This window comes from Shewanella vesiculosa, from assembly GCF_009994065.1.
Taxonomy (GTDB): Bacteria; Pseudomonadota; Gammaproteobacteria; order Enterobacterales; family Shewanellaceae; genus Shewanella; species Shewanella vesiculosa.
In genome coordinates, this window is sequence record NZ_JAACSD010000016.1 from 64,714 (window position 1) to 90,845 (window position 26,132).

At 41.8% G+C, this 26,132-nt stretch carries 20 protein-coding genes; 7 read left to right on the top strand and 13 right to left on the bottom strand.

The features are described from left to right. Nucleotides 1-24: 24 nt before the first annotated feature. The 6 genes from GW828_RS16240 to GW828_RS16265 form a co-directional block, all read right to left on the bottom strand. The gene (locus tag GW828_RS16240; RefSeq protein WP_124017791.1) at nt 25-2,874 is read right to left on the bottom strand and encodes a formate dehydrogenase subunit alpha; all 2,850 of its coding nucleotides are present in this window, start codon (nt 2,872-2,874) and stop codon (nt 25-27) included. 16 nt (nt 2,875-2,890) lie between these two features. Continuing rightward, nucleotides 2,891-3,088 carry a formate dehydrogenase gene (locus GW828_RS16245; RefSeq protein ID WP_124017768.1) on the bottom strand — a complete coding sequence of 66 codons (198 nt, stop codon included), beginning with the start codon at nt 3,086-3,088 and terminating at the stop codon, nt 2,891-2,893. 50 nt (nt 3,089-3,138) lie between these two features. After that, on the bottom strand, nt 3,139-3,804 hold the full coding sequence (locus GW828_RS16250) for a TorD/DmsD family molecular chaperone (RefSeq protein WP_182723744.1): 666 nt from the start codon (nt 3,802-3,804) through the stop codon (nt 3,139-3,141). Nucleotides 3,805-3,814: 10 nt separating this feature from the next. Beyond that, on the bottom strand, nt 3,815-5,494 hold the full coding sequence (locus tag GW828_RS16255; protein ID WP_124017770.1) for a 4Fe-4S binding protein: 1,680 nt from the start codon (nt 5,492-5,494) through the stop codon (nt 3,815-3,817). 142 nt (nt 5,495-5,636) lie between these two features. Further along, nucleotides 5,637-6,332, bottom strand: coding sequence for a DUF3306 domain-containing protein (locus GW828_RS16260; RefSeq protein ID WP_273059001.1), 696 nt, complete (start codon nt 6,330-6,332; stop codon nt 5,637-5,639). Then, on the bottom strand, nt 6,329-6,796 hold the full coding sequence (locus tag GW828_RS16265) for a DUF3305 domain-containing protein (RefSeq protein ID WP_124017772.1): 468 nt from the start codon (nt 6,794-6,796) through the stop codon (nt 6,329-6,331). Before GW828_RS16265 ends, GW828_RS16260 begins: the two co-directional genes overlap by 4 nt. A gap of 341 nt (nt 6,797-7,137) precedes the next feature. Here GW828_RS16265 and GW828_RS16270 point away from each other — a divergent pair, with 341 nt between their 5' ends. Then, nucleotides 7,138-7,992, top strand: a complete 855-nt coding sequence (locus GW828_RS16270) for a formate dehydrogenase accessory sulfurtransferase FdhD (protein ID WP_124017773.1) — start codon at nt 7,138-7,140, stop codon at nt 7,990-7,992. On the opposite strand, the gene rlmF is transcribed toward GW828_RS16270, so the two are convergent. Together rlmF and GW828_RS16280 are read right to left on the bottom strand one after the other, a co-directional pair. Further along, nucleotides 7,989-9,071: a 23S rRNA (adenine(1618)-N(6))-methyltransferase RlmF gene (rlmF, locus tag GW828_RS16275; RefSeq protein WP_273086162.1), complete on the bottom strand. Its 1,083-nt coding sequence runs from the start codon at nt 9,069-9,071 to the stop codon at nt 7,989-7,991. The genes GW828_RS16270 and rlmF overlap by 4 nt on opposite strands. After that, nucleotides 9,071-9,472 carry a flagellar basal body-associated protein FliL gene (locus tag GW828_RS16280; protein WP_124017775.1) on the bottom strand — a complete coding sequence of 134 codons (402 nt, stop codon included), beginning with the start codon at nt 9,470-9,472 and terminating at the stop codon, nt 9,071-9,073. Before GW828_RS16280 ends, rlmF begins: the two co-directional genes overlap by 1 nt. Nucleotides 9,473-9,600: 128 nt before the next feature. On the opposite strand from GW828_RS16280, the gene GW828_RS16285 reads away from it, so the two are divergent. Continuing rightward, nucleotides 9,601-10,188, top strand: a complete 588-nt coding sequence (locus GW828_RS16285; protein WP_124017776.1) for a chorismate--pyruvate lyase family protein — start codon at nt 9,601-9,603, stop codon at nt 10,186-10,188. Nucleotides 10,189-10,269: 81 nt separating this feature from the next. Here the strand turns inward: GW828_RS16285 and GW828_RS16290 are convergent, their stop codons facing one another. The 3 genes from GW828_RS16290 to GW828_RS16300 form a co-directional block, all read right to left on the bottom strand. Beyond that, nucleotides 10,270-13,113 (bottom strand): immune inhibitor A domain-containing protein, encoded by a 2,844-nt coding sequence (locus GW828_RS16290; RefSeq protein WP_273059006.1) that lies wholly within the window; start codon nt 13,111-13,113, stop codon nt 10,270-10,272. After that, the gene (locus GW828_RS16295; RefSeq protein WP_182723738.1) at nt 13,110-13,421 is read right to left on the bottom strand and encodes a hypothetical protein; all 312 of its coding nucleotides are present in this window, start codon (nt 13,419-13,421) and stop codon (nt 13,110-13,112) included. Before GW828_RS16295 ends, GW828_RS16290 begins: the two co-directional genes overlap by 4 nt. 262 nt (nt 13,422-13,683) lie before the next feature. Continuing rightward, a complete protein-coding gene (locus GW828_RS16300) occupies nt 13,684-14,280 on the bottom strand; it encodes a YhgN family NAAT transporter (protein ID WP_124017779.1) in 597 nt (198 codons plus the stop codon). 316 nt (nt 14,281-14,596) lie between these two features. Here GW828_RS16300 and GW828_RS16305 point away from each other — a divergent pair, with 316 nt between their 5' ends. The 3 genes from GW828_RS16305 to hemN all read left to right on the top strand — a co-directional run bounded on the left by GW828_RS16305 (nt 14,597) and on the right by hemN (nt 18,649). Then, complete coding sequence (locus tag GW828_RS16305) at nt 14,597-16,183, top strand: metal transporter (RefSeq protein ID WP_273059009.1); 1,587 nt, start codon at nt 14,597-14,599, stop codon at nt 16,181-16,183. A gap of 44 nt (nt 16,184-16,227) precedes the next feature. Then, nucleotides 16,228-16,977, top strand: coding sequence for an NRDE family protein (locus GW828_RS16310; RefSeq protein ID WP_273059011.1), 750 nt, complete (start codon nt 16,228-16,230; stop codon nt 16,975-16,977). A gap of 295 nt (nt 16,978-17,272) precedes the next feature. After that, nucleotides 17,273-18,649 (top strand): oxygen-independent coproporphyrinogen III oxidase, encoded by a 1,377-nt coding sequence (hemN, locus tag GW828_RS16315; RefSeq protein ID WP_124017782.1) that lies wholly within the window; start codon nt 17,273-17,275, stop codon nt 18,647-18,649. Between the two features lie 71 nt (nt 18,650-18,720). Here the strand turns inward: hemN and add are convergent, their stop codons facing one another. Beyond that, nucleotides 18,721-19,719 carry an adenosine deaminase gene (add, locus tag GW828_RS16320; protein WP_182698701.1) on the bottom strand — a complete coding sequence of 333 codons (999 nt, stop codon included), beginning with the start codon at nt 19,717-19,719 and terminating at the stop codon, nt 18,721-18,723. A gap of 215 nt (nt 19,720-19,934) precedes the next feature. Between add and GW828_RS16325 the strand changes: the two genes are divergently transcribed. Together GW828_RS16325 and GW828_RS16330 are read left to right on the top strand one after the other, a co-directional pair. Further along, nucleotides 19,935-21,743: a DUF885 domain-containing protein gene (locus GW828_RS16325; RefSeq protein ID WP_273059018.1), complete on the top strand. Its 1,809-nt coding sequence runs from the start codon at nt 19,935-19,937 to the stop codon at nt 21,741-21,743. A 61-nt stretch (nt 21,744-21,804) separates the two neighbouring features. Further along, nucleotides 21,805-22,779 (top strand): alpha/beta fold hydrolase, encoded by a 975-nt coding sequence (locus GW828_RS16330; RefSeq protein WP_124017784.1) that lies wholly within the window; start codon nt 21,805-21,807, stop codon nt 22,777-22,779. On the opposite strand, the gene GW828_RS16335 is transcribed toward GW828_RS16330, so the two are convergent. Next, nucleotides 22,745-25,228 carry a putative bifunctional diguanylate cyclase/phosphodiesterase gene (locus GW828_RS16335; RefSeq protein WP_182723733.1) on the bottom strand — a complete coding sequence of 828 codons (2,484 nt, stop codon included), beginning with the start codon at nt 25,226-25,228 and terminating at the stop codon, nt 22,745-22,747. The genes GW828_RS16330 and GW828_RS16335 overlap by 35 nt on opposite strands. Between the last annotated feature and the right edge of the window lie 904 nt (nt 25,229-26,132).

The window sequence follows — 26,132 nt, forward strand, 5'->3', positions numbered from 1 at the left end:
ATGGCTTATCTCCTCATCAAGTGTTTAGGCTTTGCTTATCTGACACAAGCTAGACTTGGTCTCTTGCATTTGCGTTACGACATCATAACCATAGGTCATTACGGTATTGGCAGATTCACCAATCACATAAGGCACTGTGCCTTCTGGGTAGTTTTTGACCAAACTCTTGCCTTCAAATACACCAGCAAAATGGTATGGCATAAAACATTCACCCGCAATAACACGCGGTGTCACCATAGCCTTAACAGTAATTTTGGCACCTTCTGGGCTATGAACAAACACGTCATCACCATCACGTAAACCGCGATCAGCAGCATCTGCTGGGTTGATTTCGATAAACATTTCTTGCTGCAGTTCTGCAAGCCATGGGTTTGAACGGGTTTCTTCACCACCACCTTCGTACTCAACCAAACGACCAGTAGTTAATGCCATTGGGAAATCAGTAGCAAAATCCTTGTCTTGAATCGTTTTATAAAGTGTTGGTAGACGCGCTACCATCCGATCTTCATAGGTTGGGTATTTAGCCACTAAGTCACGACGAGGCGTGTATAACGGTTCGCGATGTAATGGAATATCATCAGGGAAGTTCCATACGATACAACGCGCTTTAGCGTTACCGTAAGGAATACAACCATGCTTGATTGCCACACGCTGAATACCGCCAGAGATATCAGTTTTCCAGTTTTTACCTTCAGCTTTAACTTTTTCGTCTGCTGTTAGGTCATCCCACCAGCCAAGCTGTTTTAGCATGTCGGCAGTAAACTCTGGGTAACCATCTTGAATTTCAGAACCTTTTGAGAAAGAACCTTCCGCAAGAATATTATTGCCGTTATGTTCAACACCATAACGTGCACGGAAGTTACCACCACCATCTTTAACTTCACGTCCGGTGCGATACAAGATTTGAGTACCTGGATGTTTCTGCTCTGGTGTACCCCAACATGGCCAAGGTAAACCATAGGTTTCGCCTTTAGCTGGGCCGCCGGGTGCTTCCAGCGAGTTAACGTCAAAGGTGCCCCAATTTTCTTGGTGCATTTTCAAACGTTCAGGGCTTTGGCCTGTATAACCAATAGTCCACATACCTGTATTAAATTCACGGGTAATGTCTTCTATTAATGGCTCATCACCATTGACCTTGATGTGCTTACAGAATTGGTCCTCTACGCCCCATTTTTTAGCCAATTTATACATGATTGTATGATCAGGTAATGACTCAAATAATGGTTCAATAACTTGCGAACGCCACTGTAAAGAACGGTTAGAAGCCGAAACCGAACCATAGGTTTCAAACTGAGTTGCCGCAGGCAATAAATACACTCCATCTTGGCGCTCGTGCATTACTGCAGCCATAGTTGGAAATGGATCGACGACCACAATGGTATCCATTTTGTTTAGCGCTTCACGCACTTCACGACCACGGGTTTCAGTGTTAACTGACTGCCCCCAAAAGAACCCCAGACGAATATTGTCTTTTTGAGCAATCTTGGTTTTGTCTTCTAACACACCATCGTGCCAACGCGAACAAGGAATACCCGCTGATGTTTGAGGTGATTGACCTAAGTATTCACCTTGGTCAAAACGCTCGGTGATCCACTTAGGTTCCAGATCCCACACATTGGCCCAATGATCCCATGCACCAGAGGTTAAACCGTAATAACCTGGTAAGTTATCAAATAACAAACCAAAGTCAGTCGCACCCTGTACGTTATCGTGACCACGGAAAATGTTCGTTCCGCCGCCTTCGATACCCATGTTGCCAAGGGCAAGCTGTAAAATACAATATGCGCGAGTGTTAGCATTACCAATATGATGCTGAGTACCACCCATACACCACACGATAGTGCCTGGCTTAGTTTCTGCCATCATTTTCGCAACACGGTACATTTGAGCTTTTGGCACACCAGCAATATGTTCAACTTCTTCTGGAGTGTATTTTTTCACTTCTTCTTGAATACGTTCCATGCCGTATACACGTTGAGAAATGAACGAATCATCTTGCCAGCCATTTTCGAAAATGTGCCATAACAAACCATAAATAAATGGAATGTCGGTACCTGGACGAATATGGACATACTCATCAGACTTAGCTGCTGTTCGGGTAAAGCGTGGATCAACAACGATGATTTTGGCACCGCGTTCTTTACCAATCAAAATGTGTTGCATCGCCACAGGGTGAGCTTCACATGGGTTAGAACCAATAAACATCATGCATTTTGAATTGCGGATGTCGTTAAACGAGTTAGTTTGCGCACCGTAGCCCCAAGTGTTTGCAACACCGGCTACCGTGGTAGAGTGACAAATACGAGCTGAGTGATCGACGTTGTTAGTGCCCCACATCGCTGCTAATTTGCGATACATATAAGATTGTTCATTGGAAAATTTAGCACTACCCATAAAGTAAACGGAATCAGGACCAGACTCTTGACGAATCGACTCCATTTTATCGCCCACTTCATTAATAGCTTGTTCCCATGATAGACGTTTCCACTTACCGCCTTCTAACTTCATCGGATACTTTAAGCGTTTTTCACCATGACCATGCTCGCGCAATGCAGCGCCTTTGGCACAATGACCTCCTTGGTTAAATGGATGGTCGAACGCAGGCTCTTGCCCAGTCCATACCCCATTTTGAACTTCAGCATAAACACCACAACCTACTGAACAATGAGAACAAATTGTCCGTTTTATCTCGGTTGGAGCATCATGTGGGACATCTTTAGCTTCTGCTTTACGCATCATACCTGCGCCAAGCATTGAAGCCGCTGCAATACCACCCGTCGCCAAACTGGCAGACTTGAGGAATTGACGTCGGTTAAGACCTAGGCCTGGCTTTTCAGCTTTGGTGGCCGTGTCTGTTTTGCGGGTTAATCGCATCACACACTCTCCTTTGTTATTTGCTTAACGATGCATAATAATTACGAATATGCTCTGTTTCGCGATAGTTAGTGCCCGTAGGCTCTTCTGCAGACGGTTTAGTGACTTGGGCAAGTGCAGGTGCACTAACACTAGCCACAGCACCTGCCGCTGTGCCGAGCGCTAATGCTTTTAGCATTTGGCGGCGACCCATGTCGGAAGCTTGCTTTTTCATATTGTCTCCTTGTTGATAAAAAGATGAGGCAAAATAAGCCATCACCCGGTTTAGTTAATTTGTACAACGTCTTGTTCAAGCGGATCTAAGTCAGCACTACCTGGACAATTCACCGGAATATTTAAACTCAGTTGTTCAAATTCATTGGCCTCAGCGGTAAAAAACGCTTTAGCTAATTGTGCAACGCTTTGATAAAAATGAGCACTAGGCGTGTTGGCTAAGTTGTCACAAAAACGCATAATCCAACTACCAATATGACGTTGATAAAACGCTAATTGGCGATAACCTGGTGCTTCTAAAATTAAGCAGCCCATGACTTCACATAATGCCGCAACATGATCTTCTGGCTCTTTAACGTTTTCTTCACGTTCAAAGCCAAGTTGCATCAGGTCGCCGCGCAATGCAGCTAAGGGTTTATCCATTAACGAGCCGGTCATAAACCAACTACCGTATGGCATAATTTCGCCACTGCCTACACCCAAGAAAATAGCAAAGTATTCATCTTCTAAGGTGTTGGTATCACTGTTTGCTGCAGCGAGTTTTAACGCATTCCATGCTTGACTCATGGTATTGCCATCCTCGGCCTCTACCTCTAAATCGGCTAAGAACGCTAATAATTCAGCACTAGGTTGGCGGCGTAACAACGCTGCCAGTAACTGATATATATCGGCTCTTAACTGATCATTCTCACTTACTTGTCTTCCTGCTTCGGTCATAAGAGATCTCTTATTGCAATTGCTTTTCTGGATCGTCAAGGATGTCTTCAAACATGTCTTTTACTCGGCAGTCGCCACACATTTTCAAACGCTCAATATTGGCGCTAAACGCACTATGGGCGCCGACCATTTCTACCATTTTGTGTATCATTGATTGAGTTGCAAATTCACTACCACATCGAATACATTCAAATGCAGGTTCTTCTTTTAATACTTGAACGTGTTGTCTTGCTGACTGATTAAAATTAATTTGTGGTATTAAGCTAATCACGTTTTCGGGACAAGCGGCTTCACATAACCCACATTGCACACAATCTTGCTCAACAAACTTCAGTGCCGGAGCATCACCGCCATCCTTCAAAGCTTGGGTTGGGCATGTTGAGACACATGACAAACATAAGGTGCACTTGTCGCTGTTGATACTCACCATACCGTATGGAATATTCGCCATAACGAGCACATCATCAACGGCTGCTGCTTGACTATTGAGGTGGTCAATCGCTTGAAATATGATGCTGCGTTTTACATTAGTATTAGGTTCTGCTGCCGTTAACATCATCGGCATAATCACAGGCCAAGTTAAGCTGACCGCGAGTGCATCATCTAGCTGACTTAAATCTGACGGAGTAATTAAGCGGATCCGTTGAGGCTGGCCCATTTGGTCGAGAATACGATTAGCTAATGCAGACTCACCTTTGAGCATTTGCAGTAATGTCGGTGCTGTTGCTGGTGTTTGTAAGATTAAAATTTCGCGGGCACCATTGGCTAATGCCGCTAACCAATGATCTATGCTCGCTACGGTTATTTCTTCCATTGCGACGGGTAACACATCACCGCTTAATTGCTCCGAAATCAATTCAGCGCCAGCTTCATTATCATGAAACAAGATAACCGGGGCAGTTTGGGCTTCTTCACGATAGCGGCTGATAAGCTTTTCAAGGTAAGTATGCAACGATGCTGGGGTCGGTAAATCATAGCTCAGTGCACCTGTTGGGCATGTATTGGTACAGCTGCCGGCTCCATGACAAAGGTAAGGATCAATTTCAATCTTATGCGCTATACTGCTAATGGCATCTGCAGGACAAAAATTTAAACAACGATTACAACCGTTTAGACCATGTTTGTCATGGGCACAAATATCACTATTAACCCGAACATAACGTGGTTTATCAAACTCTCCTATTAACTCTGGAATATTGGCAATAGCATCAGCGAGTAATGCAGAGTCTTGGCCAACATAAAAGTAACCTGGAGGAAGCATTTCTAGATTAATACAGGGACTGTGGCTTAAATCGAGCACGATATCAAAATGCGCTTGACGGATAGCAACCACGCTTAAATCTGTAATCCCAGTATCACCTTCAACTTTGACCTGAAACTGGCCTAGAAAACCTTTAACACTGGTCAATTTATTATAGTAACTTTCGACATCAGCCGCCGCATTCATCACGGCTTCAAGATGGACTTCATCTTGGCTAGTGATCGCTTCATTGGCTAAAATCACTCGACTTGCCATAGTAGACAATTTGTCCGCCGCTAAACGTGCCAGATCTTCAGGCCCAATAATGAGCACATGCCCCTGGGTAGTATAACTAACGGTAGGCGGTATTAAATTTTGCAAAATCTGCGTCTTCGCCATCACCTGTTGTCGTGCTTGTTTCAGCTGTGGCTGGTTTTTTCTGATACTCATTGCGTTCCCAATTCTCGGTTTTTATACCTCATTAACAGTGATAGCTCAGTTCACTGTTCACGCTTATTGCTGATCGTATAACTAGTTGTAAATCTTTACATAACGGCTTTCATCTAGGTCACATCATCAGTGACTGCTGTTATTACGCTTTCGCCTCATCACTGGCGGCAGCTTGCTTTATCAGGTCATCATTGTGACAAAGCGGTTGTTCTTGTGGCGATATCGCCGCGGTTTGTGGTTCATCCTCTGGCTTATCTGCATCCGTTGAAGCAATAGACTCCTCTTCGGAAATCGCTCTAGTTTGCTCAGAAAGTTCGGTTTTTGCCAAATCGGTTGGGGCTAAATCCGTTGGGGCAAGTTCTGTTGCAGATAAATCAGTCGATACGGCCTCTGGATCTAATTCAAGTTCTGGCGGTTCTTTTTTAATGACATAACGAAACACTTTACTGGCTAACTCAGCGGATACATCTGCTGACAATAGCGGTTGATTGGTATAATCCAGCGCATATTCGATAAGCCCATCAATGTGACCATATTGCGGCTGTTTCCATAAGGCTCTTAACGCTGCGGCTTTAGTGGTTGGATCAACACTTTTAGCCATAAAACGAGCAAAACTACCGCCGACTTCAATGGTACTGGGATCGGGTAACGGTTCAGAGTCTGCCACCTCATCAGCATCTATCACGTTATTATCTTGGTCGACTTCCGCTGTTAGTATGTTGAAGTCATCAGGTTTTTCTCGCGCATGTTGCAATAATTCTTCTTGCTCAGCCTCTTCAGCAACCCGTTGACGTCTAATCTCCCAACGGTTAAGAAGACCTTTTGTGTTATCGCTCATTGGATTTTCCCGGAGTGATTTGCACTAGGACCTTCATTTTTACGACGATTAACATGCTTGCGTCGATGAGCACTGATCTCAACCTCGCCATGACGAGTGATAAATGCTTCTATCCAGCACGCAATTGCACTGGGCATAGGAATATTAAGCACGGGTGTATCAGATTCAAGGCAACCTGCACTGACATGTTGGTCGGCAGAGATCATTGCTGGCACCCAGGTACCGTCAATCAGTTCATCACAAACGATATAGAGCGTTGAATTATCCATATCGAGATTAATACGATAACTACCTCGTTGATCTTTATATAATTCAAGTGGTATTAAGACAGAGTTTTCAGGCTGCGGTTGTGTTGCAGGAACCATTTGGTCAAGTTCCCAGCGAACCGATGCCCAGCGCCCTACTTGGATTGGCACCTTTTTGAGTGAAACATACATCGGCCAAATCGTGTCGGTGTGTTGCATGGTAATGCTTACCTCTGACATGAAAGTGTGTATTGAAATACACTTGATTTGATTATTTATTAAAGTAAAAGCAAAAATAGTGCCAACTAAAAAGTAAATTAACTTTGAACTAGATCCCTAAATCCTTCATAAGGATAGGACAATATGTCCATAGTGTCATTTTAGATGGGACATAAATACGCGGCAAAAATATTGAATTTGTAAAGATTTGCGCTAGATCACGCTTAGACAAGTCGTTTTCAGTTTCGGGAATAATAATTGCTATGCTTTCTAATGTTGAAGCAAGTAAATGCTGCCGCTCAGTCCATCAATTAAAGACCCATTAAGAGGCTATCTCACTTATGACTCAATCTGTTTCAGCCACATCTTTAACGCGCGATGCGATAAAGTTTGTTAAAACTAATACTCAAGTACCACTGACCATTGCAGTTAAAGCGGTTAACGAACAAGGCGTAATCGTCGATAAATTTGTTGCCTGTGAACGCCCATTAACTGTCTATTTAAATTGGCGTCCGATTGTGACCTTGATGACATTAGGCGCAAAACCTGAGTCATTAACCCTTGGTTATTTAAAAAACCAAGGGTTTATTAGCGATTTAAGTTTATTAGAGTCAGTTATTGTTGATTGGGATGTCAGTTCTGCTGCGGTGATCACCAAAGAAGTATCCGAAGATATTGAGCAGAAACTAGCCGAAAAGACAGTTACGTCCGGTTGTGGTCAAGGCACTGTTTACGGAGGATTTTTACAAGGATTAGATGACATAAGTTTACCTACTCCATCGCTGACACAATCGACTATTTATCATCTGCTCAGCAATATTAGTGCTTACAATGAAACCTATAAAAATGCAGGTGCAGTTCATGGTTGTGGAATATGCCAAGATGAGAAAATTTTAGCCTTCGTTGAAGATGTAGGACGCCATAATGCCGTCGATACTTTAGCGGGCGATATGTGGTTGGATCAGCAATCAGGACACGATAAGATTTTCTATACTACCGGAAGGTTAACATCAGAAATGGTGATCAAAGTCGCCAAGATGGGCATACCAGTATTACTGTCGCGCAGTGGCGTGACTCAAATGGGTTTAGACTTGGCTAAGCAAATGGGCATCACCTTAATCGCTCGCGCCAAAGGCAGACATTTTTTGGTGTATCACGGTTGTGAAACCATCACATTTGATGCCATCAAAGATTAACGCCTTAATGTAGACCATTGTTGACGTAACGCTGGGGTTAAAAAACTCCACGCTAAAATGCGTGTGGCTTTATTACCTTGTGTCATCTCAATGGTTTTTACCTCAACGGCGTTTACCTGTTTGAGTAATTGATAACAAGGTTTAAGGTTTTCTGACTTAGACACTAATGAGGTAAACCATAGCACTTGGCTGGCATAGTCGCGGCTTTGTTTAATCATGTTGGCCAAAAATTTCTGCTCACCACCATCACACCATAACTCGGCTTTTTGACCGCCAAAATTAAGCGTAGGCTTAACTTGGCTCACGGCGAGTTGACTTGATTGTTGGCCATGCTTTTTCTGCTGGTTTTTAGCTAAATTGGTGACTTTACGTAATGTACCTGCCGATGCTTCAGCCAAAGAGCTGTGAAACGGCGGGTTACACAAGCTGACATCAAACCGTTCATCTGCGCTAATGATCCCCTTAAAGATATGCTCGGGTTGTTGCTGTAACCTTAACTGTAAATAAGTTGAAATTTGCGGATTTTGTTGGGCGATCTGGTCCACATTGTCGATAGAAACTGGGTCAATATCCGATGCGACAAATTGCCAACCGTAGCTTTGAATCCCTAATAATGGGTAAATACCATTGGCACCCGTACCAATATCTAAGCAACGAATACTCGCCCCTTTAATTATCTTGCCATTAACGGCCAATAAATCAGCAATGTAATGCAAATAATCAACACGACCAGGCACTGGCGGACAAAGATACCCATTAGGAATATCCCAACCTCGGATATTGTACTCACTCAATAATAAAGCGGTATTGAGACATTTTACCGCGTGAGGGTCGGCAAAATCGATAGAGGCGTTACCGTAAGGATTTGGACGAACAAAAGCGGCCAATGCAGGCACTGCGATTATCAGTGCGTCAAAATCATACCCCTGTTTATGGGCATTACGCGAATGCAACGCTTTTGACAGCACAGGTTTACTGGACGCTGCTGAGGCGGAATGTCTTTTAACAGCAAGCTGGTTTAGCGACCGCTTAGTCATATCAGGATTTGCTCGCTGCAACTGCGTTATTGAACGAGCCATTAATCATATAAATATTTAGTAAAGAGTAAGTTAACCACAATAGGACGACCGACTTCTTGTTCCATTAAGCGGTTAATCATCTCATAGCATTCACGGCGAATTTCCTCACGTCCAGATAAGGATTTAACCTTTTCTTCCGATTGATTACCTAAAATCTCAACGATGGCCGAGCGAAGCAAAGGATCGTGATGCTCTAAGCTCATTAAATCATTAGGATCTTTTACCATCAATTCAACACTAATTTTAACAAAACCTAACTTTTTACGATTAGAAATATAGTTAGTAACAATATCAGGCTCAAAGCCATAATATGCATAATCTTCAACAGCAGGCTCATCTGCAGCATGGACATTAAATGCCAAACAACACAGCATAACTAACGTTGAAACCAATTTTTTCATAGTGAGATAAACTCCGTCGATGTGGAACGTTACTTAAATTAAGCTATATTGCTCACTCCCTTAGGAGTGTTTGCTCATCTTTGACATGATAGACTACTGCCGTTGACATATATTGTAACGAGTTTTAAATGAATGTGACCAGTACTAGCTTTCCTTATGGTGAATCAATTCATTGGTTTTCGCCACAAAAAATCGACTCATTGCCCCACAGCCAACTTAAAGACTGGTTATTAGCGACCGGAAGTTTAACCAAACGTCTTAAGACACACTGTAAACTCTTCGAAGTAAGAGTGTTAGGCGAGCATTTACTTCAGCCTCTAGCAGATGAATTTCCCACTCAAACAGATCCAGTTTGGATCCGAGAAGTATTATTGTGTCTTGATGGCATCCCATGGGTATTTGCCCGCACGCTGATCCCACAAATCATTCTCGACTCACAACACAAGAATAATGGTCATCAACCTAATGATTTCACCCGTCTTGGCACTCGTCCACTAGGTGAATTATTATTTAATAGCCCAGACATTACTCCCGGCAATATTGAAGTAGCCCAGTTTGAAACCTGCGGGCGTTTAGCTGCATTAGCCACCAGCTTAAATCAAAAAGTTAACAGTAGCTTATGGGGCCGTCGTCGCTATTTTAATCTGTATGGTTCACAACTGATTGTCAGCGAGATTTTTCTGCCTGCGGCGGTCGAATACATCAATCAAAGTTGAACAAGATTAACTCAGCCTCACTCGGCGATCTGGTATCGTTAATCTAAAAACGCCCTTGAGGGCGTTTTTAGAGGGTGATGATTAAACCCGCTTACGTAAGAAGCCAAACAAGCTCAGCATCAATATAGTTAGCCATCCCAAACTGCCACCGCTGCTGCCATTGTCTGTTGTCGTTGTAGACGCAGTAGCTGTAATTATTGGCGAGGACACCGTTATAACTTGATTAGCCGTCACTTCATTACCAATAGAATCTGTGGTCACTAATGTAATGGTATAAGTCCCTGCGGTGTTATAAGTATGGCTTGGATTTTCAACCGTGCTACTACTGCTATCACCAAAATCCCACAAATAAGTCAAATTACCAAAACCTTGCTTAGACGTATTAGTCAGCGCTACTGTTAGATCGGTTTGATTCAAGGTAAATGCAGCTAAAGGCTGAATCACCACTCTTATCGTGTCAGTTGCGGTGACAGTATTACCTGCCGCGTCAGTTACCAGCACACTGACAATATAGTCTCCCGATGCTGAATATGTGTAGCTTGGTGCAGTATCGCTACTAGTGGCATTGTTTTCCCCAAACGACCATGCATAGCTGTAATCACTGCCACCGCTGACAATCACATTAAAGCTAACATCGGCACCTGAAGCTTGCACGTTCATCTCGGCAACTAAGGATACTGGAGGCAACTCGCTGCTATCAGATAAGGCAAACTCAACGGTTGCAGTACTGCTATCGCTGGCTTGTTCAGTGATTTGCATGGTCAATCCAAGCTCTGGCAATATCATACCGGCTTGTTGTTTTAACGGCGCACTGTAATCGCGATTGTCGTCAAACAGAGACTCAGCGGCTAGGTGGCTGTCACCAACATAAGGACTTTGTGGGTACAAGCTAAATGCTGCGTCACGAATCTGCACATCAGTCCGCTGAGCACCAATCAAATTTTGGTCTGCATCGACTACACCAATTAAGCTTTTACCTGAGTGGTCTGAAACATTATTATCATTTTGGTTAAAATTTTCTAACCACAATAATACTCCAGGTTCATAATTGTCATAAACCAGTCCGGCATCTACACCTTGATGACTGCGTAATTGCACAATGTAACGTCTCGCTTTACCCGGAAGACTATCTTCAATACGGCTAAAACCAGACAATGTCGCCATACCATCAGCCTCAGCGCCATCAATATAAAACGCTGAACCTTGGTTAATTAACTGAATATCATCAATAGCCATACCATAATCGCCAACTGCTTCATCGGTTTTATAGACCACACTGATCTGCACATCTCGGCCGGCATAAGCACTCAAATCAAAGTTCATGTTAACCCAAGCATCTAAACCCGCTGCGGTACTAATGTTGCTCGATTTTCCGCTAATAAAGTTTTTTACTGCTGGATAAACGGCATTAGTTGAACTGGTGTAGTTACCTTCTATTGCTACGCTATCAACCAGAACTTGTACATAATCATAATCATCTTCAATATCCCAGTGAGCTTGAAATGATAATGCTAACGGCGTATCTAATGGTAATGACACATTGAACGACATAGCATTATTCATCATGTCACCTTGACCTGAATAATACTGATACTTACCTGTTAATGGCGCTTTAAAGGCGATATTTTCAGCAGGCAGCGCAATCGATAACTGGTTGATGGCATCACTATTTACTGCATGATTTAGCTTTACCGCAGTGCCACTACTGGTTAAATTAGCCAATGAAATATGCTGTTCATTAACCCACTTACCTTTGTACTTTTGTTGTAAAAAAGATTTTGCATAAGGGCTAAAGCCACTCGGTTGAGCCCCAGCAATACTGCCAGTCCAACTACCACCAGACATTAATGACCAAGCTCCTACAGGTGAACCATCGCCACTGTTAGTGGTGTCATACTCATCAGGCAAGCCTAAATCATGACCAAACTCGTGAGTACATACACCTGCTGCAGCATCGATAGGTTGTACTGTGTAGCCAAATACCTTTAAACCACCTCGCCCAGGAATAACATAGCCATTGGTGTTGGAATCCACATAAAATCTGTGCGACCAAATAGCATCATCAGCTAACACCCCACCACCAGCTTCTTCACCGATACTAGAATGAAACAACATTACATGGTCGATAATTCCGTCAGCTTCATCATAATTACCGTCGCCATCGATATCAAAAGGGTCTTCAATGTCATAACTCTCTAGCTCAGCATCGGTCATCCCAACGACAGCTTTCGTGACCGCCTCTTTGACGAGCTCAGGTACTGCATTATCGTCATCATTGCCATTATTACCGCCATAGTATGCGGCGTCATGATCTGCTGTGACCCAATCTCTTACCTCTCCGGTAAAGTAGAAACTGTTACCCGATACCGCCTGAAAATACTGATAAGCCGATTGTAAAGTTTGGTTACTTGGACCTGCAAAACCGTTTTGTGAAAATAACAGTTGTTGATAATGTGCTGCTGGGTAGTTGCTGTAATACATGTCGCTATCGCCAGCCTTTAATTGGTTGGCACCATGAGGTAAATCTGGAAAGTCTACCAACACAGCTAAAACCTTTACCGTTTTGGTAATATCTTGATCGGCTAACACTTTGTTATTTGCAGCGGCATATTGCGCACTTTTAGTGTTTTTTTGTGCTGCACGTTTAACCCGCAATTGTTCAGCTTTCACTTCAATCGCTGCAGGTTTGAATGTGGTGTGACGGCCACGGCTCACAAATTCGTCCACTGCAGCTTGTTTTTCAACATCACTGGCATCAGCTGCCACTTCACCACGTTTAATTAACCAGTACAGCACTTGCTGTTCATTAATCAATCCACCATCTGCTGGGGTGCCTGTTTGCGGAGCCGCAAGTGCTGCCATACTGCTACATGCCAGTAATAACGTTGAAACAATTAACCCTTGATATTTGGTCAACTTACTCATTTTAACTTCCCTGTATTAAGTGTTGGTTTGTGACATTTTTCAAATGCTTTTTGACGTTTGGTGATGTAATCAGCAACCATTTTATCGACTTGTACTTGGTCCATATCGGCGGTGATGAGTCCTTTCGCGCGCAAGTTTTCAATTAATTTAGTCCTATCACGTAAAGGCGGCATTGCACTTGGACCACAGTCTTTAATTAATGGTTTAGTTACGGCTGCTTGCTCGTCTACGTTTGATGCCACCGATGGATTTTGACAACCTTGCAAGGTCATAAAAGCCAGTCCCAGCATGACGATAATGTATTTCATAATTCACCCCAAACAATAATCACATGACATTAACAGCTGCAACCTATGGGTTACAATTAAATTAGACATTCTTTAATGTAAATGTTCCCGTTCGCTTAAAAATTAATATAAACGATGATTTATTCTGCTTCTAAAACAAAAAAGCCGACCCTATTAGGTCGGCTTTAACGCTCTACGAGTAACCAGTACTAGGTAGACAGATTGATTTTTTAATCTTTCGAACGAAGTGTATAGTCTGTAAAACCTATCGAGAAATAATGGCTTAATTCGTGGCGGAATTAATATAATTCGATATCCCATCAAGTAACATTTGTACCGAGATCATCACTAAAACCATCCCCATTAACCGCTCTACTGCGATTAAGCCTTTCTCACCAAGTATGCGAGTAAACAACTTGTAAAACATTAAAATAACCGCACTCATTCCCCATGCTGAGACCAGTGCTATGGTCCAATCAATCATACGACTACTATCTGTGTGCGCCAGTAATATTAATGCCGCCAAAATAGATGGTCCTGCCATTAATGGGATTGCCATAGGGACAATAAAAGGCTCTTCCCCGGCGGCTAATCCAGCAACACCGCCTGGCGATGGGAAAATCATTTTAATCGCGATTAAGAACAAGATAATGCCGCCAGCAATACTCACGGATTCAGAACGTAAGTTGAGAAAGTTAAGGATAGCTTCGCCAGCATACAAAAAAGACAACATAATAATAAGCGCAAACAATAGCTCACGGATTAAGACTTTACGACGTTTTTTGGGGTCAATATGACGTAATATGGAAGCAAATATAGGTAAATTACCTAGCGGGTCCATAATCAAGAACAACATGACAGCTGCAGAAAAAATATCCATGGACGACAATCTTTTAATTAAAAAACATAGGCTACATTGTATACCTAACAGCACAATATTTGCGATGCAAACCACTACTTTATTGCTAATCGTAAGGTGATCGTCGTAAATGATTGCAACAAATCCCCCCAAATAAATAGCCGCACCACTACTACCAAAGTTATGATCTAAAAAACTTTTTCAACCTCATGCCCAAAAACGCGATCAAAATTAGCCCCCTCTTTAGGTAAATTTCTCAGCTTAATAGATTCACACGCTACAATACTGGTTTAAAATGATATACTGCGTTGTTTTTTTCGATTGATTTCTGGATAACATGCTCTATCTAATTGCTAGTTGTGTTGCACTGCTGTTTGGGCCACTTTTTTATCGCTTCTTCGCGTCAGGTAGCGGATTGCAAAAGGGCTTAGATGGGTTCATTTTTGTCTCTCTTGGCGGATTAGTGCTCATCCATATTTTGCCTGAGCTATTGGAGCATGGTGGGTTCATCACGCTATTGTTTGTCATGCTCGGCGTTTGGGGACCAACAGCCAGTGAAAAGCTGTTTCATCGCTATTCAGATATCACCCATAACATCACTCTCACATTAGGTATTGCCGGGCTCCTGTTACACACAGTGACCGACGGCGGAGCCATGGTCTTGGCGCAACAGGATGGCAATTCAACACTGCTGGCCTTAGGCGTGATCATGCATCGCTTACCTGTTGGTGTCGCCATTTGGTGGTTACTCAAACCACAAGTGGGTAATCGATGGGCCAGTGCTGTATTAGCGGCAATGATGATATTAACCAGCGTCGGCTACTTTGCAGGTGAACACCTATTAGCCCAGTTGAGCCTTGAAAATACCGTTTATTTGCAAGCCTTTGTTACCGGCTCAATTTTACACGTGGTATTACATCAACCTCATGGTCATCAACAAGAAGACAAGCAGGGCAAATATCAATACCAAGCCGGTATTGGCAGTTTATTAGGCTTAGGATTATTAGCGCTACTGCTATTGATGGATACTGGCGGCCATGAACATGCTCATCAAAATCATGGTTCAGAGCAATTTATGAGTTGGTTACTGACCATTTCACCGATTTTATTAGGCAGCTATTTTATTGCTACGGCTCGATTTGCATCTGGTTTACGCCCCTCTCATCCGTCCTTGGGACTACGTTGGTTACAGCGATTAGCGGGGCCGGAAGCATTATTAATTACCATCTTATTATTAGGGCCTTGGTTTGCGCTTTATCAAGCTCTGGGATTATTCGCGATAGGGGCACTCATGACCCTAGCACAAGTCGAGATAACCGACCCACATCCAACAGCATCAGAGTCACCATGGCGTTTTGGTTTTGGTCAATTAGTCGACCGAAGTGCGCCTTGGATAATTCTTAGTTTAGTACTAGCAAATCTGATTGGTCATCCATCTGTACCACTAGCAAACCCTGCATTGCAGGTATTTATTTTATTGTTAGTCTTTTTACCAATGCGTTTTTGTAATTTAGGCACGGTAATTTTGGCTTTATCTCTGGCTTACAGTGGTTGGAGCCAAATTGCGGTAGCCTTTACTTTATTGGCCGCACCAGTAATTAGTATTGGTCAATTGAAGTTAATGAATTGGAAACAAGGGCTGATGTTAGGCGGAATTTTACTGCTAGGATTAATGGCGGCAGACCAATTCACATTGAGTTCAACATTAACATTACACTTACCAGAGTCTGCTAACATTATTGGTTTAGTGGCCATAGTTTTATTGTTTGGTGCCAGTTTACTTAGGCTCGGGCCGCGCAAATTTTTAAGCCGTTTGATGATTAACCTCAAATCAGTGTCACATTCACATGATCACGGCCATCCATCAGACATTAAAGCGCCACATCATCATGACTCAGCATCGACACATAAACATCATCATTAATCTATTTAGTCGCTAATGATGACAATATATTTAAGGGGGCCGCTATGTGTATTTTATTTATTGCCGTTGAGGCGCATCCCGACTACCCCTTAATTATTTGTGCAAACCGTGACGAATTTCATCACAGAGCGACTGAACCAGCGTATCGCTGGCCAACTCATCCTGCCATTATTGCTGGGCAAGACAAGCAAGCTGGCGGCACTTGGTTAGGCATTAATGAGCAAGGCCAATTTGCAGGAATAACCAATATTCGCTCCATTGAACTGCAAAATGGCGTTCGTAGTCGTGGGGAATTAGTGGTTGATGCGCTAACAAAACAGCACGTTAATAGTCAATGGCTAGCTGAACACTCGGTTAATTATAATCCGTTTAATTTAGTCTTCGAACACCACAACCAACTCCTCTGCTTTAACAGTAAAACATCAACTACCACTAAACTCGAGCCTGGATTTCATGCGGTAAGTAACGGCGCATTGGATGATATATGGCCTAAAATGGCTAAAGGCCAGCAACAGCTGCAAACCTATATCAAGCAAATGCAGACACCTTGCATAGACCAATTACTCGCTATCATGCGAGATACCTCACAACCAAAGGATCAAGATTTACCTCAAACAGGTATTAGCCTTGAATGGGAACGTCTATTGTCTGCTATTTTTATCCAGCATGAAGAATACGGTACTCGTTCAACCAGCATAGTGTTGAAACATAAAAGCGGAAATGTACAACTTACTGAAGTGAGATATGATGGTAAAGCGCGTAATTTAGGTTCTCAGCACTTTAGTATTAACTAACCGCAACAGGGCTAATAGATGAAACCTGTTGGCTAAAATCATCACCTTTGACCTTACCGATATCCCAATGTAAGGTTAACTTCACCCTTAAGACAGACTTACTGCTCAATACCTCTCACATTGGCTATCGCAAACTGTGACCCACCCCTCATTACCACTAAGATTCAATATAAGACTTAGCTCAAGTGCCTTTATTCCACTAGGCAACATTCATTTTTACAACCTAGATCAAGGTTATTTGATCATGAACATTGCATAATTCGCCTGTTGCTAATTTACCACCGGAGGACACGCCTTGAAGCAGCCCACTCAGATTAGTTGGGATCAGTCGATGATCGAAAAATACAATTACAGCGGTCCCCGTTATACTTCTTACCCGACCGCACTAGAGTTTGACGATGCCTTTACTGAGCAGAATTTACTGACATCCATTCAAAACAGTAAATCAGACAAACTGTCGCTTTACGTACATATCCCTTTTTGCGCTAAGCTTTGCTATTACTGTGGTTGTAATAAAATTATTACTCGCCACGCACACAAAGCCGATCAATACATTGAATATCTGGCCACTGAAATTATTAAACGTGCACCATTATTCAAAAATTACACCGTAACCCAAATGCATTGGGGTGGCGGTACACCTACATTTTTAAACCCTGAACAAATTCTAAAACTGACCGCACTGATTAAAGAACACTTTAATTTTGCAGATGTGGGTGAATACTCTATTGAAGTCGACCCTAGAGAAATCGAGCTGAGCATGCTTGATACCTTAAAAGAAGCTGGGTTTAACCGAGTGTCTATTGGTGTACAAGATTTTAATAAAGCAGTACAGGTTGCCGTTAACCGTGAGCAAGACGAACAATTTATTTTCGACTTAATGGCTAGAGCAAAAGAACTCGGGTTTGTGTCAACTAACGTTGATTTAATTTATGGATTACCGCTACAAACTCCCGAAACGTTTGCTAAAACGATAGCCCGAATTATTGAGCTTTCTCCCGATCGTCTATCTGTCTTTAACTATGCGCACTTGCCATCGCGTTTTGCGGCGCAGCGTAAAATTAAAGAAGTCGATATGCCATCGCCACAACAGAAATTAGATATGCTGCATCAAACGATTGAATCGTTAACCGCAGCAGGTTATCAATTTATTGGTATGGATCATTTTGCTAAGCCCAATGATGAGTTAGCAAAATTACAAAATGCCGGTAAATTACATCGTAATTTCCAAGGTTATACCACCCAAGAAGAATGTGACTTACTTGGTTTAGGTGTGTCATCTATTAGCCAAATTGGCGATTGTTATGCCCAAAACCAAAAAGACATTCGTCCATATTACGAAGCGATTGATGCTAATGGTCATGCTTTGTGGAAAGGGTGTAGTTTAAATCACGATGACGAAATTCGCCGTGCGGTAATTAAACAAATTATCTGCCATTTTGATTTAGACATGGCCAAAATTGAACAGAAATTTGCGATAAACTTTGAAGAATATTTTGTGGAAGATCTCAAACTATTACAAACGTTTATCGATGATAAGCTCGTCAATATTACTGACAGAAAGCTCACAGTAAGCCCGACCGGTCGGCTACTTATTCGTAATATTTGCATGTGCTTTGATGTCTATTATCGCCAAAAAGCCCGTCAACAGCAGTTTTCAAGAGTCATTTAACTCACTGTTTATACAAAGTAGAATACAAAAATAGCCAGCATTTGCTGGCTATTTTTATTCATACTCGCTATTTACTTAGCTTTTTTAGCGTATAACGCTTTGCGGTCACTGTCAGACATAAAGGCCATTTCAACACCATTGCGTTGCAATGTCGCCAGTTGACTATCGCTGAAACCCATTTCAGATTGAACCACACGATATTCATGCGCGATATCAATAGCGCTCACACCTGGGTCATCGGTATTAAGACCAATCAATACACCTGCGTCCATAAATTTACGCAGTGGATGAACATCATAATCTTTAACGGTAGACGTATGTAAGTTGCTGGTTGGGCATGACTCAATTCCAATACGATGCTTAGCCAAATACTCCATCAACTTAGGATCATGAATCGCATTCACGCCATGACCAATTCGTGTCGCACCCAAAACGTTAATGGCTTGCCACATACTTTCAGCACCCGCGGCTTCGCCAGCATGAGCAGTAATGTGTAATCCTGCATCTCTAACACGCTTAAAGTGCTCAGTAAATAAGTCGCCAGGAAAACCAAGTTCATCTCCGGCTAGGTCCATCGCGACAATGCTGTCACGATGAGCAAGTATGCCTTCAAGCTCTAAGCGACATTTTTCTTGTCCAAATGAACGCGACATAATACCGATCAGGTTAATCTGAATATCACGCTCTTTTACACCGGCACGTACGCCATCGATAACGGCTTCAACGACACCTTCAATGGGCAAATTATGATTCATCGCCATGTAATATGGACTAAAACGCAACTCAGCGTAATCTAAACCTTGTGATGCTGCATCAATAACATTCTCATAGGCAACACGTTTCACAGCATCAAGATCAGCTAATACTGCCACCATCCAATCGAGTTTCTTGAGAAAATCCACTAGATTGTTTTCTTTACCTTGGATTTGCACAAATGGCGCAAGCTCTTCAAGCGAATTAGCGGGTAGCTGAATACCGTGTTGATGGCCTAATTCCCAAATGGTTTTTACATTAACATTGCCGTCTAAATGTCGATGCAAATCAACCAGCGGAATGGTTTTATCTATCATAATTAACCCCTATAAACTTACCCTGCCGTTAGTTTAGTTTTGTCGGTCAGAGAATAGCACTAAGTTTAACATGTATTGATATAAATTCTGATGACCAATATTTTTATATGGAATCTATGACAGCAAAAAAACATACTTATTTGTGATGTGTTTTTTATGCTTAAATCGGGCATACTCTAATGCTGACAAACAGATTAAAACATCAAGGACTATCGATGCGCTTACTGATCCTACCGGCACTGATAATGTTAAGTTTATCGGCTTGTAATAGCTATACGCCGACGACTCAAGTTAATGAATCAATCGTAGGCCAACAGACACTGATAGCGCCAGATTTGCAAGTGATTATAGACCAGAGTTGGGCTCTTAATTTAGCCTATTCTCCAGAGTTAGCCGCCAGTTTAGGTGATGCGACAGCAGCAGGAAAGCTTGACGATTTATCTGCAGAAACCTTAGCAAAAAAAAACCAACAGACTGTCGAAATTCTCAATACACTCAAACAACTTGATCGAACACAGTTATCAAAATCTGATGTCATCAATGCCAAAATTTTGCAAGACCAGCTACAAAATGACGTCGATATGTATCATTTTCATGACCACTATTTACCTATTACGGCTGAAAGTGGTTTCCATGCTTACATCGCATCGATTGCTAAAGCGCGTTTCAGTAGTGTTGAGGACTATCAGCATTATTTAGCCAAACTTAAACAACTACCGCGCTATTTTGCTCAGCAAACATACTGGCTCAAACAAGGCTTAGCCAATGGCATCACCCCAGCAAAAATCACCTTAAATGGTTTTGAAGACAGCATTAGCGCGTTTATTGTGCCTGTTGAGGCCAGTGGTTACTTTACGCCGTTTACCCACTATCCAGAGTATTTTAGCGCAGTAGAAAAGCAAGCGTTAACCAAACAAGGTCGGGAAACTGTTGAGCAAATTGTACTGCCACTTTATCAGCAGTTTTATGATTTTATGACTCAAGAATATATTCCCAATGCACGGGTAGATATTGCCGCCTCCGCCTTACCGGATGGTAAAGCTTTTTATCAAAACAGAGTGGAATATTACACCACACTGCCTATGACAGCAGATGAAGTCCACCAACTTGGATTGCAAGAAGTCGCGCGAATAAGAGCAGAAATGGAGCAAGTCATTAAAGATGTTGGCTTTCAGGGCAGTTTTGCTGAATTTTTAGCATTCTTACGCACCGACCCACAGTTCTATCCCAAAACGGCAGATGAGCTACTTAAAGAAGCAGCGTTTATTGCCAAAAAAGCCGATGCCATATTGCCTAAGTATTTTGGAAAATTACCCCGCACCCCTTATGGTATTGCGCCAGTGCCCGCAGAAATAGCACCTAAATATACTACTGGGCGCTACTCTGGCTCAAACCGTGACGACGAGCCCGGCTATTATTGGGTCAATACTTATGCCTTGGATAAACGACCACTTTACGAGCTAGAAGCATTAACGTTACATGAAGCCGTTCCAGGGCATCATTTGCAAATTTCACTCAATAAAGAGCTCACTGACTTACCCAATTTTAGACGTTACAGTTACATCTCTGCATTTGGTGAAGGTTGGGGTTTATACTCAGAATATTTAGGTGTTGAAGCAGGGTTTTATCGAGACCCTTATAGCAACTTTGGCCGTTTAACCTATGAAATGTGGCGGGCAGCGCGACTAGTCGTTGATACAGGCATGCACGCTAAAGGTTGGAGTCGCCAGCAGGCGATCGACTTTATGGCCAGTAATACAGCCCTTTCAATGCACAACGTCACCACGGAAATCGATCGCTATATTTCTTGGCCGGGCCAAGCGCTATCATACAAAATTGGTGAATTAACCATAAAACGCTTGCGCGCCAAAGCTGAGAAAGCATTAGGAAAGGATTTTGATATCAGAAAGTTCCATGATGCTATTTTAGAAAATGGCTCCATCCCAATGACGGTACTAGAGCAAATGGTTGATGAGTTTATCACTCGCCAGCAGGCGAAGATAGAAGAGACAAGCAAGGTATAAATTAAACAAACACTCAGAAATTAAATATTATTTTAGATTCAAACATACTGGCTTAATCACAATGCATTACATGAAATTTTCATCAGAATTAAAACTCGATACCAGCGAACAGCGACACTTTTGGCAGCAAGTACAGCAATCGAGTTTCTGTACTCCTGATAATATAAACATTGCCTATGCAATGATCGAACACCCCAATAAGCAACGCGCTATCGTGATCAGCAATGGCAGAGTTGAATCTTATTTAAAGTATCAAGAATTGATGTTTGATTTGTATCAACAAGGATTCAGCGTTTACGCTTTAGATCATCGAGGCCAAGGCTTATCAGATAGACTCACCCATAATCCATTTCAGGGTTATGTAGAAAACTTTAGCGATTACACTGCTGACTTGGCTCAATTTATCGAGCAAATAGTTAGTCCACAACAGCATGATGAGTTATTTTGTATCGCCCACTCAATGGGCTGTACCATCGCAAGTGATTACCTTAATCAATACCCACAAACATTTGCAGCAGCGGTATTTTCAGCACCAATGTTTGGTATACGGTTACCGTTTGCGAAATCACTTGTCCATTGGTTAGCTCAAAAACTTGATAACAATCGCCTTGAAGCAGGTAAAGTGCACAGTACGTTTGTGCTTGGTGGTACTCATTACAAACCCGATAGCTTTAAGCGAAATCTTCTCACTCATAGCCAATATCGCTACCAGCACTATCGCAACGTGTTTGAGGAAAATCCTCAGGTGCAATTGGGCTCGCCCACGAATCATTGGTTACTTGAAGCAATGAATGCGGCGCAGAGCACGATTAGCTATGCTAAAAACAGCCAAACCCCGATATTAATCTTGCAAGCTGAGAAAGATAGGATTGTATGTAACGAGTCACAAAATCAAACACTCAGTAATCATTGTCATAAAGTCGTCATTGAAGGCGCGTATCACGAGGTGTTTATTGAGAGTGATAAAATGCGTAATATTGCGCTTTCTTATGCTATCGATTTTATGGCACAACACTCAAAGATAGCTGAGTCTTAATCAATTGAATGATGTCGTCATTATCTAATGGCCTACTAATAATATAACCTTGGAACCAAGTACATTTTGCGTGTGTTAATAAATTAAGTTGCTGCTTATTCTCCACCTGTTTAGCCACAACAGGGAAATTTAATTTAGCTGCAAACTCAATAATAGCATTAACAATATTGAAGGTTTCAGGGTTAAATTCAATGTCTTCAAGGTAAACGGCTGCTAGTTTCACTTGTGAAAAACGAATACCTTGCAGCAAATAAACAGCACAAGATCCGCTGCCAAAATTATCCATCGCAATATTGATACCAAATCGTTGTAACTCAGCAATTTTGTTTTTAGCGACACTCGCATTTACCACAAACACATCTGCCGCTAACTCAAATTGAAGTAACGATGGAGATATTTGTGCTGCGTTAATTCGATTCATTATCACATTAGCAAAGTGATCTTGATGAAAATGGCGTGAAGATATATTTAACGACATTATGGGAATAGTTGCATTAGCTTGTTGAAGTGTTTTAATCATTTCACAAACTTGATCTAACGCCCACAACTCTAACTCAAAGATACAGTCAGACAACTCAGCAGATGTAATAAACTTGCGTGGGCTAATGTAGCCATACTGCGGATGATACCAACGCATCAAGACTTCTACACTATTGAGCTGTCCAGCTTGATCGACAACAGGTTGATAGACTAATGACATTTGCTGATTATGAATCGCAAGTTTCAATTCGTTTTGTAATTTAAATGGTTGAACCTGATGCTGAACAGATTCAGATTGATAAATAGCACAACCATTAGAACGGCTCTCTTTTGCTTGTTCTAAAGCGCTGTCGACACGAGCCAGTAATACTTGCGGCTCTAAGGACTCAATACCATCAAAAACGACTAATCCAATCCGAGCAGTAATGGATAAATTTTGATCTGAAATAGTAAAACTACGCCCAATCAACTGTCTAACTTCGCTTGCCAATGCTAGCGCACGCTTATTTGCTTGATCGATATCATTACCAAAGTTTTTGACTAAAAAGACAAATTCATCAGCGCCAAGGCGTGCAACTTGGCCAACACTGGAAAAAGTAGCTGATAACCTTGCCGCTATCTGCATTAATAATCGGTCACCAAGCTGGCGTCCCAAGCCATCATTAATTAATTTAAAATTATCTAAATTAATCATCAACAGTGCAGAGAACTGGCCAGTTTCACGACTGAAAACTTGTAGGTCGAACAGTTGATCAGCTAATAGGTCACGATTAATGATATCCGTAAGGCCGCTATGACTTTGTTTTTCATTGGTAATTGATTGATTTTTAACATCATCAGAAACATCTGTTATCGTACCAATAATACGCAGTGGCCGACCGAGTTCATCCCACTCAACAATTTTCCCACGATCAAGAATCCAAATATAACGGCCATCTTTATGGCGCAAACGGTAAACACTCTCATAATATTCATGTTGATTCTGAATGTAATTCTGTAGTGTATTTAAAACCTGTGCTTTATCATCGCGATGTAAACGAGATTCCCACACAGAATAATCATTATCGAGCTCATAAGGCTGATAGCCTATGATATCTTTCCAACGATCAGAAACGAACACATCACCAGTAGAAATACACCAATCCCAAATACCATTACGAGCCCCCTCAACAGCAAATAGCCAGCGTTGCTCAGCATCATTAAGACGCTTCTTACTTCGAGATAGTCGCCCATTAACTTGATTTAGATAATCTCGTAAGTTAACCAACTCAGTTGATGCACACACAATATCAGTATTGAAGTCAGGTGAATCAAGGTTTTTGGCGGCTTGGCTTAATTGGCTCAATGGCCGAATAAGCAAATAGTGCAACATCACGCAAAATAACGACAGTAACAAAGCGCCTATGCCCCATATCTCCATAAAACGCTTTAAGAGACTATCAACAGCTTCAGCTAATATATTAGCGATGTCATATTCTAAGTAAATCAGTTCAACGGAGTTTGAATAACTGTAACGTGAATTCGCATTAACAGGGTAGTAGGCTTGGATAGATAGACGATCAAAGTTAACCTTCAAATAAGATTTATTATTGCTGACAACACTTCTATGCAAATCAGCAGAATAACCTTCTAACACATTGGTAGCATTACTTTCTCGCCAAATAATATGATTCGCAAATTGAATCTTACTATCTGAATCAAGGATCACATAGACCATCATATTCTGATCGGTTGAAACTAACGCAACCTCCTGCTCTATCCGTTCAGGATCTTGCATCAATATTGAAGATTCAACCACATGACGCATTCTGAATAAGTCTTTCTGTATTTGCTCTGATTGTCTTAATGCCAACTGATCATTTAGCTCAGCATGCTCATAAAAATACTCTCCAGATACTAAGCCGAAGTAGAGGGTGAAAACACACACAGGGACAATTATAGACAGAGAAATTTTTGGCAAACGAGGCAAAATAAACCCACCCAATTAAATATATGAAGATACGCTAACGGTTATCTTATCAACAAGTAAAGCAATAGTTATGAAGACGAATAACATATACAAAATAAAAAACTATTGATTTATTAGGAGCTTTAAATCGATCTACATACTCTACCTTGTTTATGCTGTAAGTGTAATTTTATTTACCTAGATAAAACATGCGCCATGACAATAAACACTCAGGATATTATTGGTGTAACGTACTCTAAAATAAATCAAACGAAACAACTTATTGCATAACGCTAAGCTTTATCTAATCAAACTGCAAAACAATTAGATGACTAGATTAACCATCTAACAGCCAAATGTGAACAAGTAGACAATAAGTTATTTAGGTTAACTAAGGTTCAATGTTAGTCAGTTAGAGCAAAAGCCTGATACATCAGTTTGTAGCGTACAGCCATCATCTCTCATCTGAGCATATCGATCATACAGCAATAATGTTTTACTTAATGTGCACAGGTAAACAACAGATAACTCAAAACATTTTAACTATAGACGTAAAATTACGGACACTCGCATGAGCATATCAACCACACAGGCTAATGGCTTAGGTCCAAGAACGGCTCTCAAGCACAAATTAAAGACGTAAAAAAGCCCGCTACATAATAGCGGGCTGTTTCACGACTCTTTCAAGTCAAATAGGCGCCTAGAAATAACTCACTTTCGCATGGGCATACTGGCCACACTGACTAATTGCTTAGGTTTAAAGCACAAAACAAAAAGGCCACTCGAGTAGAGTGGCCTTGCTGTAGCATTTAGCGCCTGGAAATGACCGACTCTCGCATGGGCATATCATCCACACGGGTCAATGGTTTAGGTCCAAGAACGGCTTTCAGCCACAAATTGCAGACGTAAAAAAGCCCGCTACATA

Coding starts and splice junctions, on each gene's coding strand:
- GW828_RS16290 (WP_273059006.1), bottom strand. CDS start 13,113: ATGAGTAAGTTGACCAAATATCAAGGGTTAATTGTTTCAACGTTATTA.
- GW828_RS16255 (WP_124017770.1), bottom strand. CDS start 5,494: ATGAGTATCAGAAAAAACCAGCCACAGCTGAAACAAGCACGACAACAG.
- rlmF (WP_273086162.1), bottom strand. CDS start 9,071: ATGGCTCGTTCAATAACGCAGTTGCAGCGAGCAAATCCTGATATGACT.
- GW828_RS16260 (WP_273059001.1), bottom strand. CDS start 6,332: ATGAGCGATAACACAAAAGGTCTTCTTAACCGTTGGGAGATTAGACGT.
- add (WP_182698701.1), bottom strand. CDS start 19,719: ATGATAGATAAAACCATTCCGCTGGTTGATTTGCATCGACATTTAGAC.
- GW828_RS16280 (WP_124017775.1), bottom strand. CDS start 9,472: ATGAAAAAATTGGTTTCAACGTTAGTTATGCTGTGTTGTTTGGCATTT.
- GW828_RS16295 (WP_182723738.1), bottom strand. CDS start 13,421: ATGAAATACATTATCGTCATGCTGGGACTGGCTTTTATGACCTTGCAA.
- GW828_RS16325 (WP_273059018.1), top strand. CDS start 19,935: ATGCGCTTACTGATCCTACCGGCACTGATAATGTTAAGTTTATCGGCT.
- GW828_RS16240 (WP_124017791.1), bottom strand. CDS start 2,874: ATGCGATTAACCCGCAAAACAGACACGGCCACCAAAGCTGAAAAGCCA.
- GW828_RS16270 (WP_124017773.1), top strand. CDS start 7,138: ATGACTCAATCTGTTTCAGCCACATCTTTAACGCGCGATGCGATAAAG.
- GW828_RS16330 (WP_124017784.1), top strand. CDS start 21,805: ATGCATTACATGAAATTTTCATCAGAATTAAAACTCGATACCAGCGAA.
- GW828_RS16300 (WP_124017779.1), bottom strand. CDS start 14,280: ATGGATATTTTTTCTGCAGCTGTCATGTTGTTCTTGATTATGGACCCG.
- GW828_RS16305 (WP_273059009.1), top strand. CDS start 14,597: ATGCTCTATCTAATTGCTAGTTGTGTTGCACTGCTGTTTGGGCCACTT.
- GW828_RS16285 (WP_124017776.1), top strand. CDS start 9,601: ATGAATGTGACCAGTACTAGCTTTCCTTATGGTGAATCAATTCATTGG.
- GW828_RS16265 (WP_124017772.1), bottom strand. CDS start 6,796: ATGCAACACACCGACACGATTTGGCCGATGTATGTTTCACTCAAAAAG.
- GW828_RS16245 (WP_124017768.1), bottom strand. CDS start 3,088: ATGAAAAAGCAAGCTTCCGACATGGGTCGCCGCCAAATGCTAAAAGCA.
- GW828_RS16250 (WP_182723744.1), bottom strand. CDS start 3,804: ATGACCGAAGCAGGAAGACAAGTAAGTGAGAATGATCAGTTAAGAGCC.
- GW828_RS16310 (WP_273059011.1), top strand. CDS start 16,228: ATGTGTATTTTATTTATTGCCGTTGAGGCGCATCCCGACTACCCCTTA.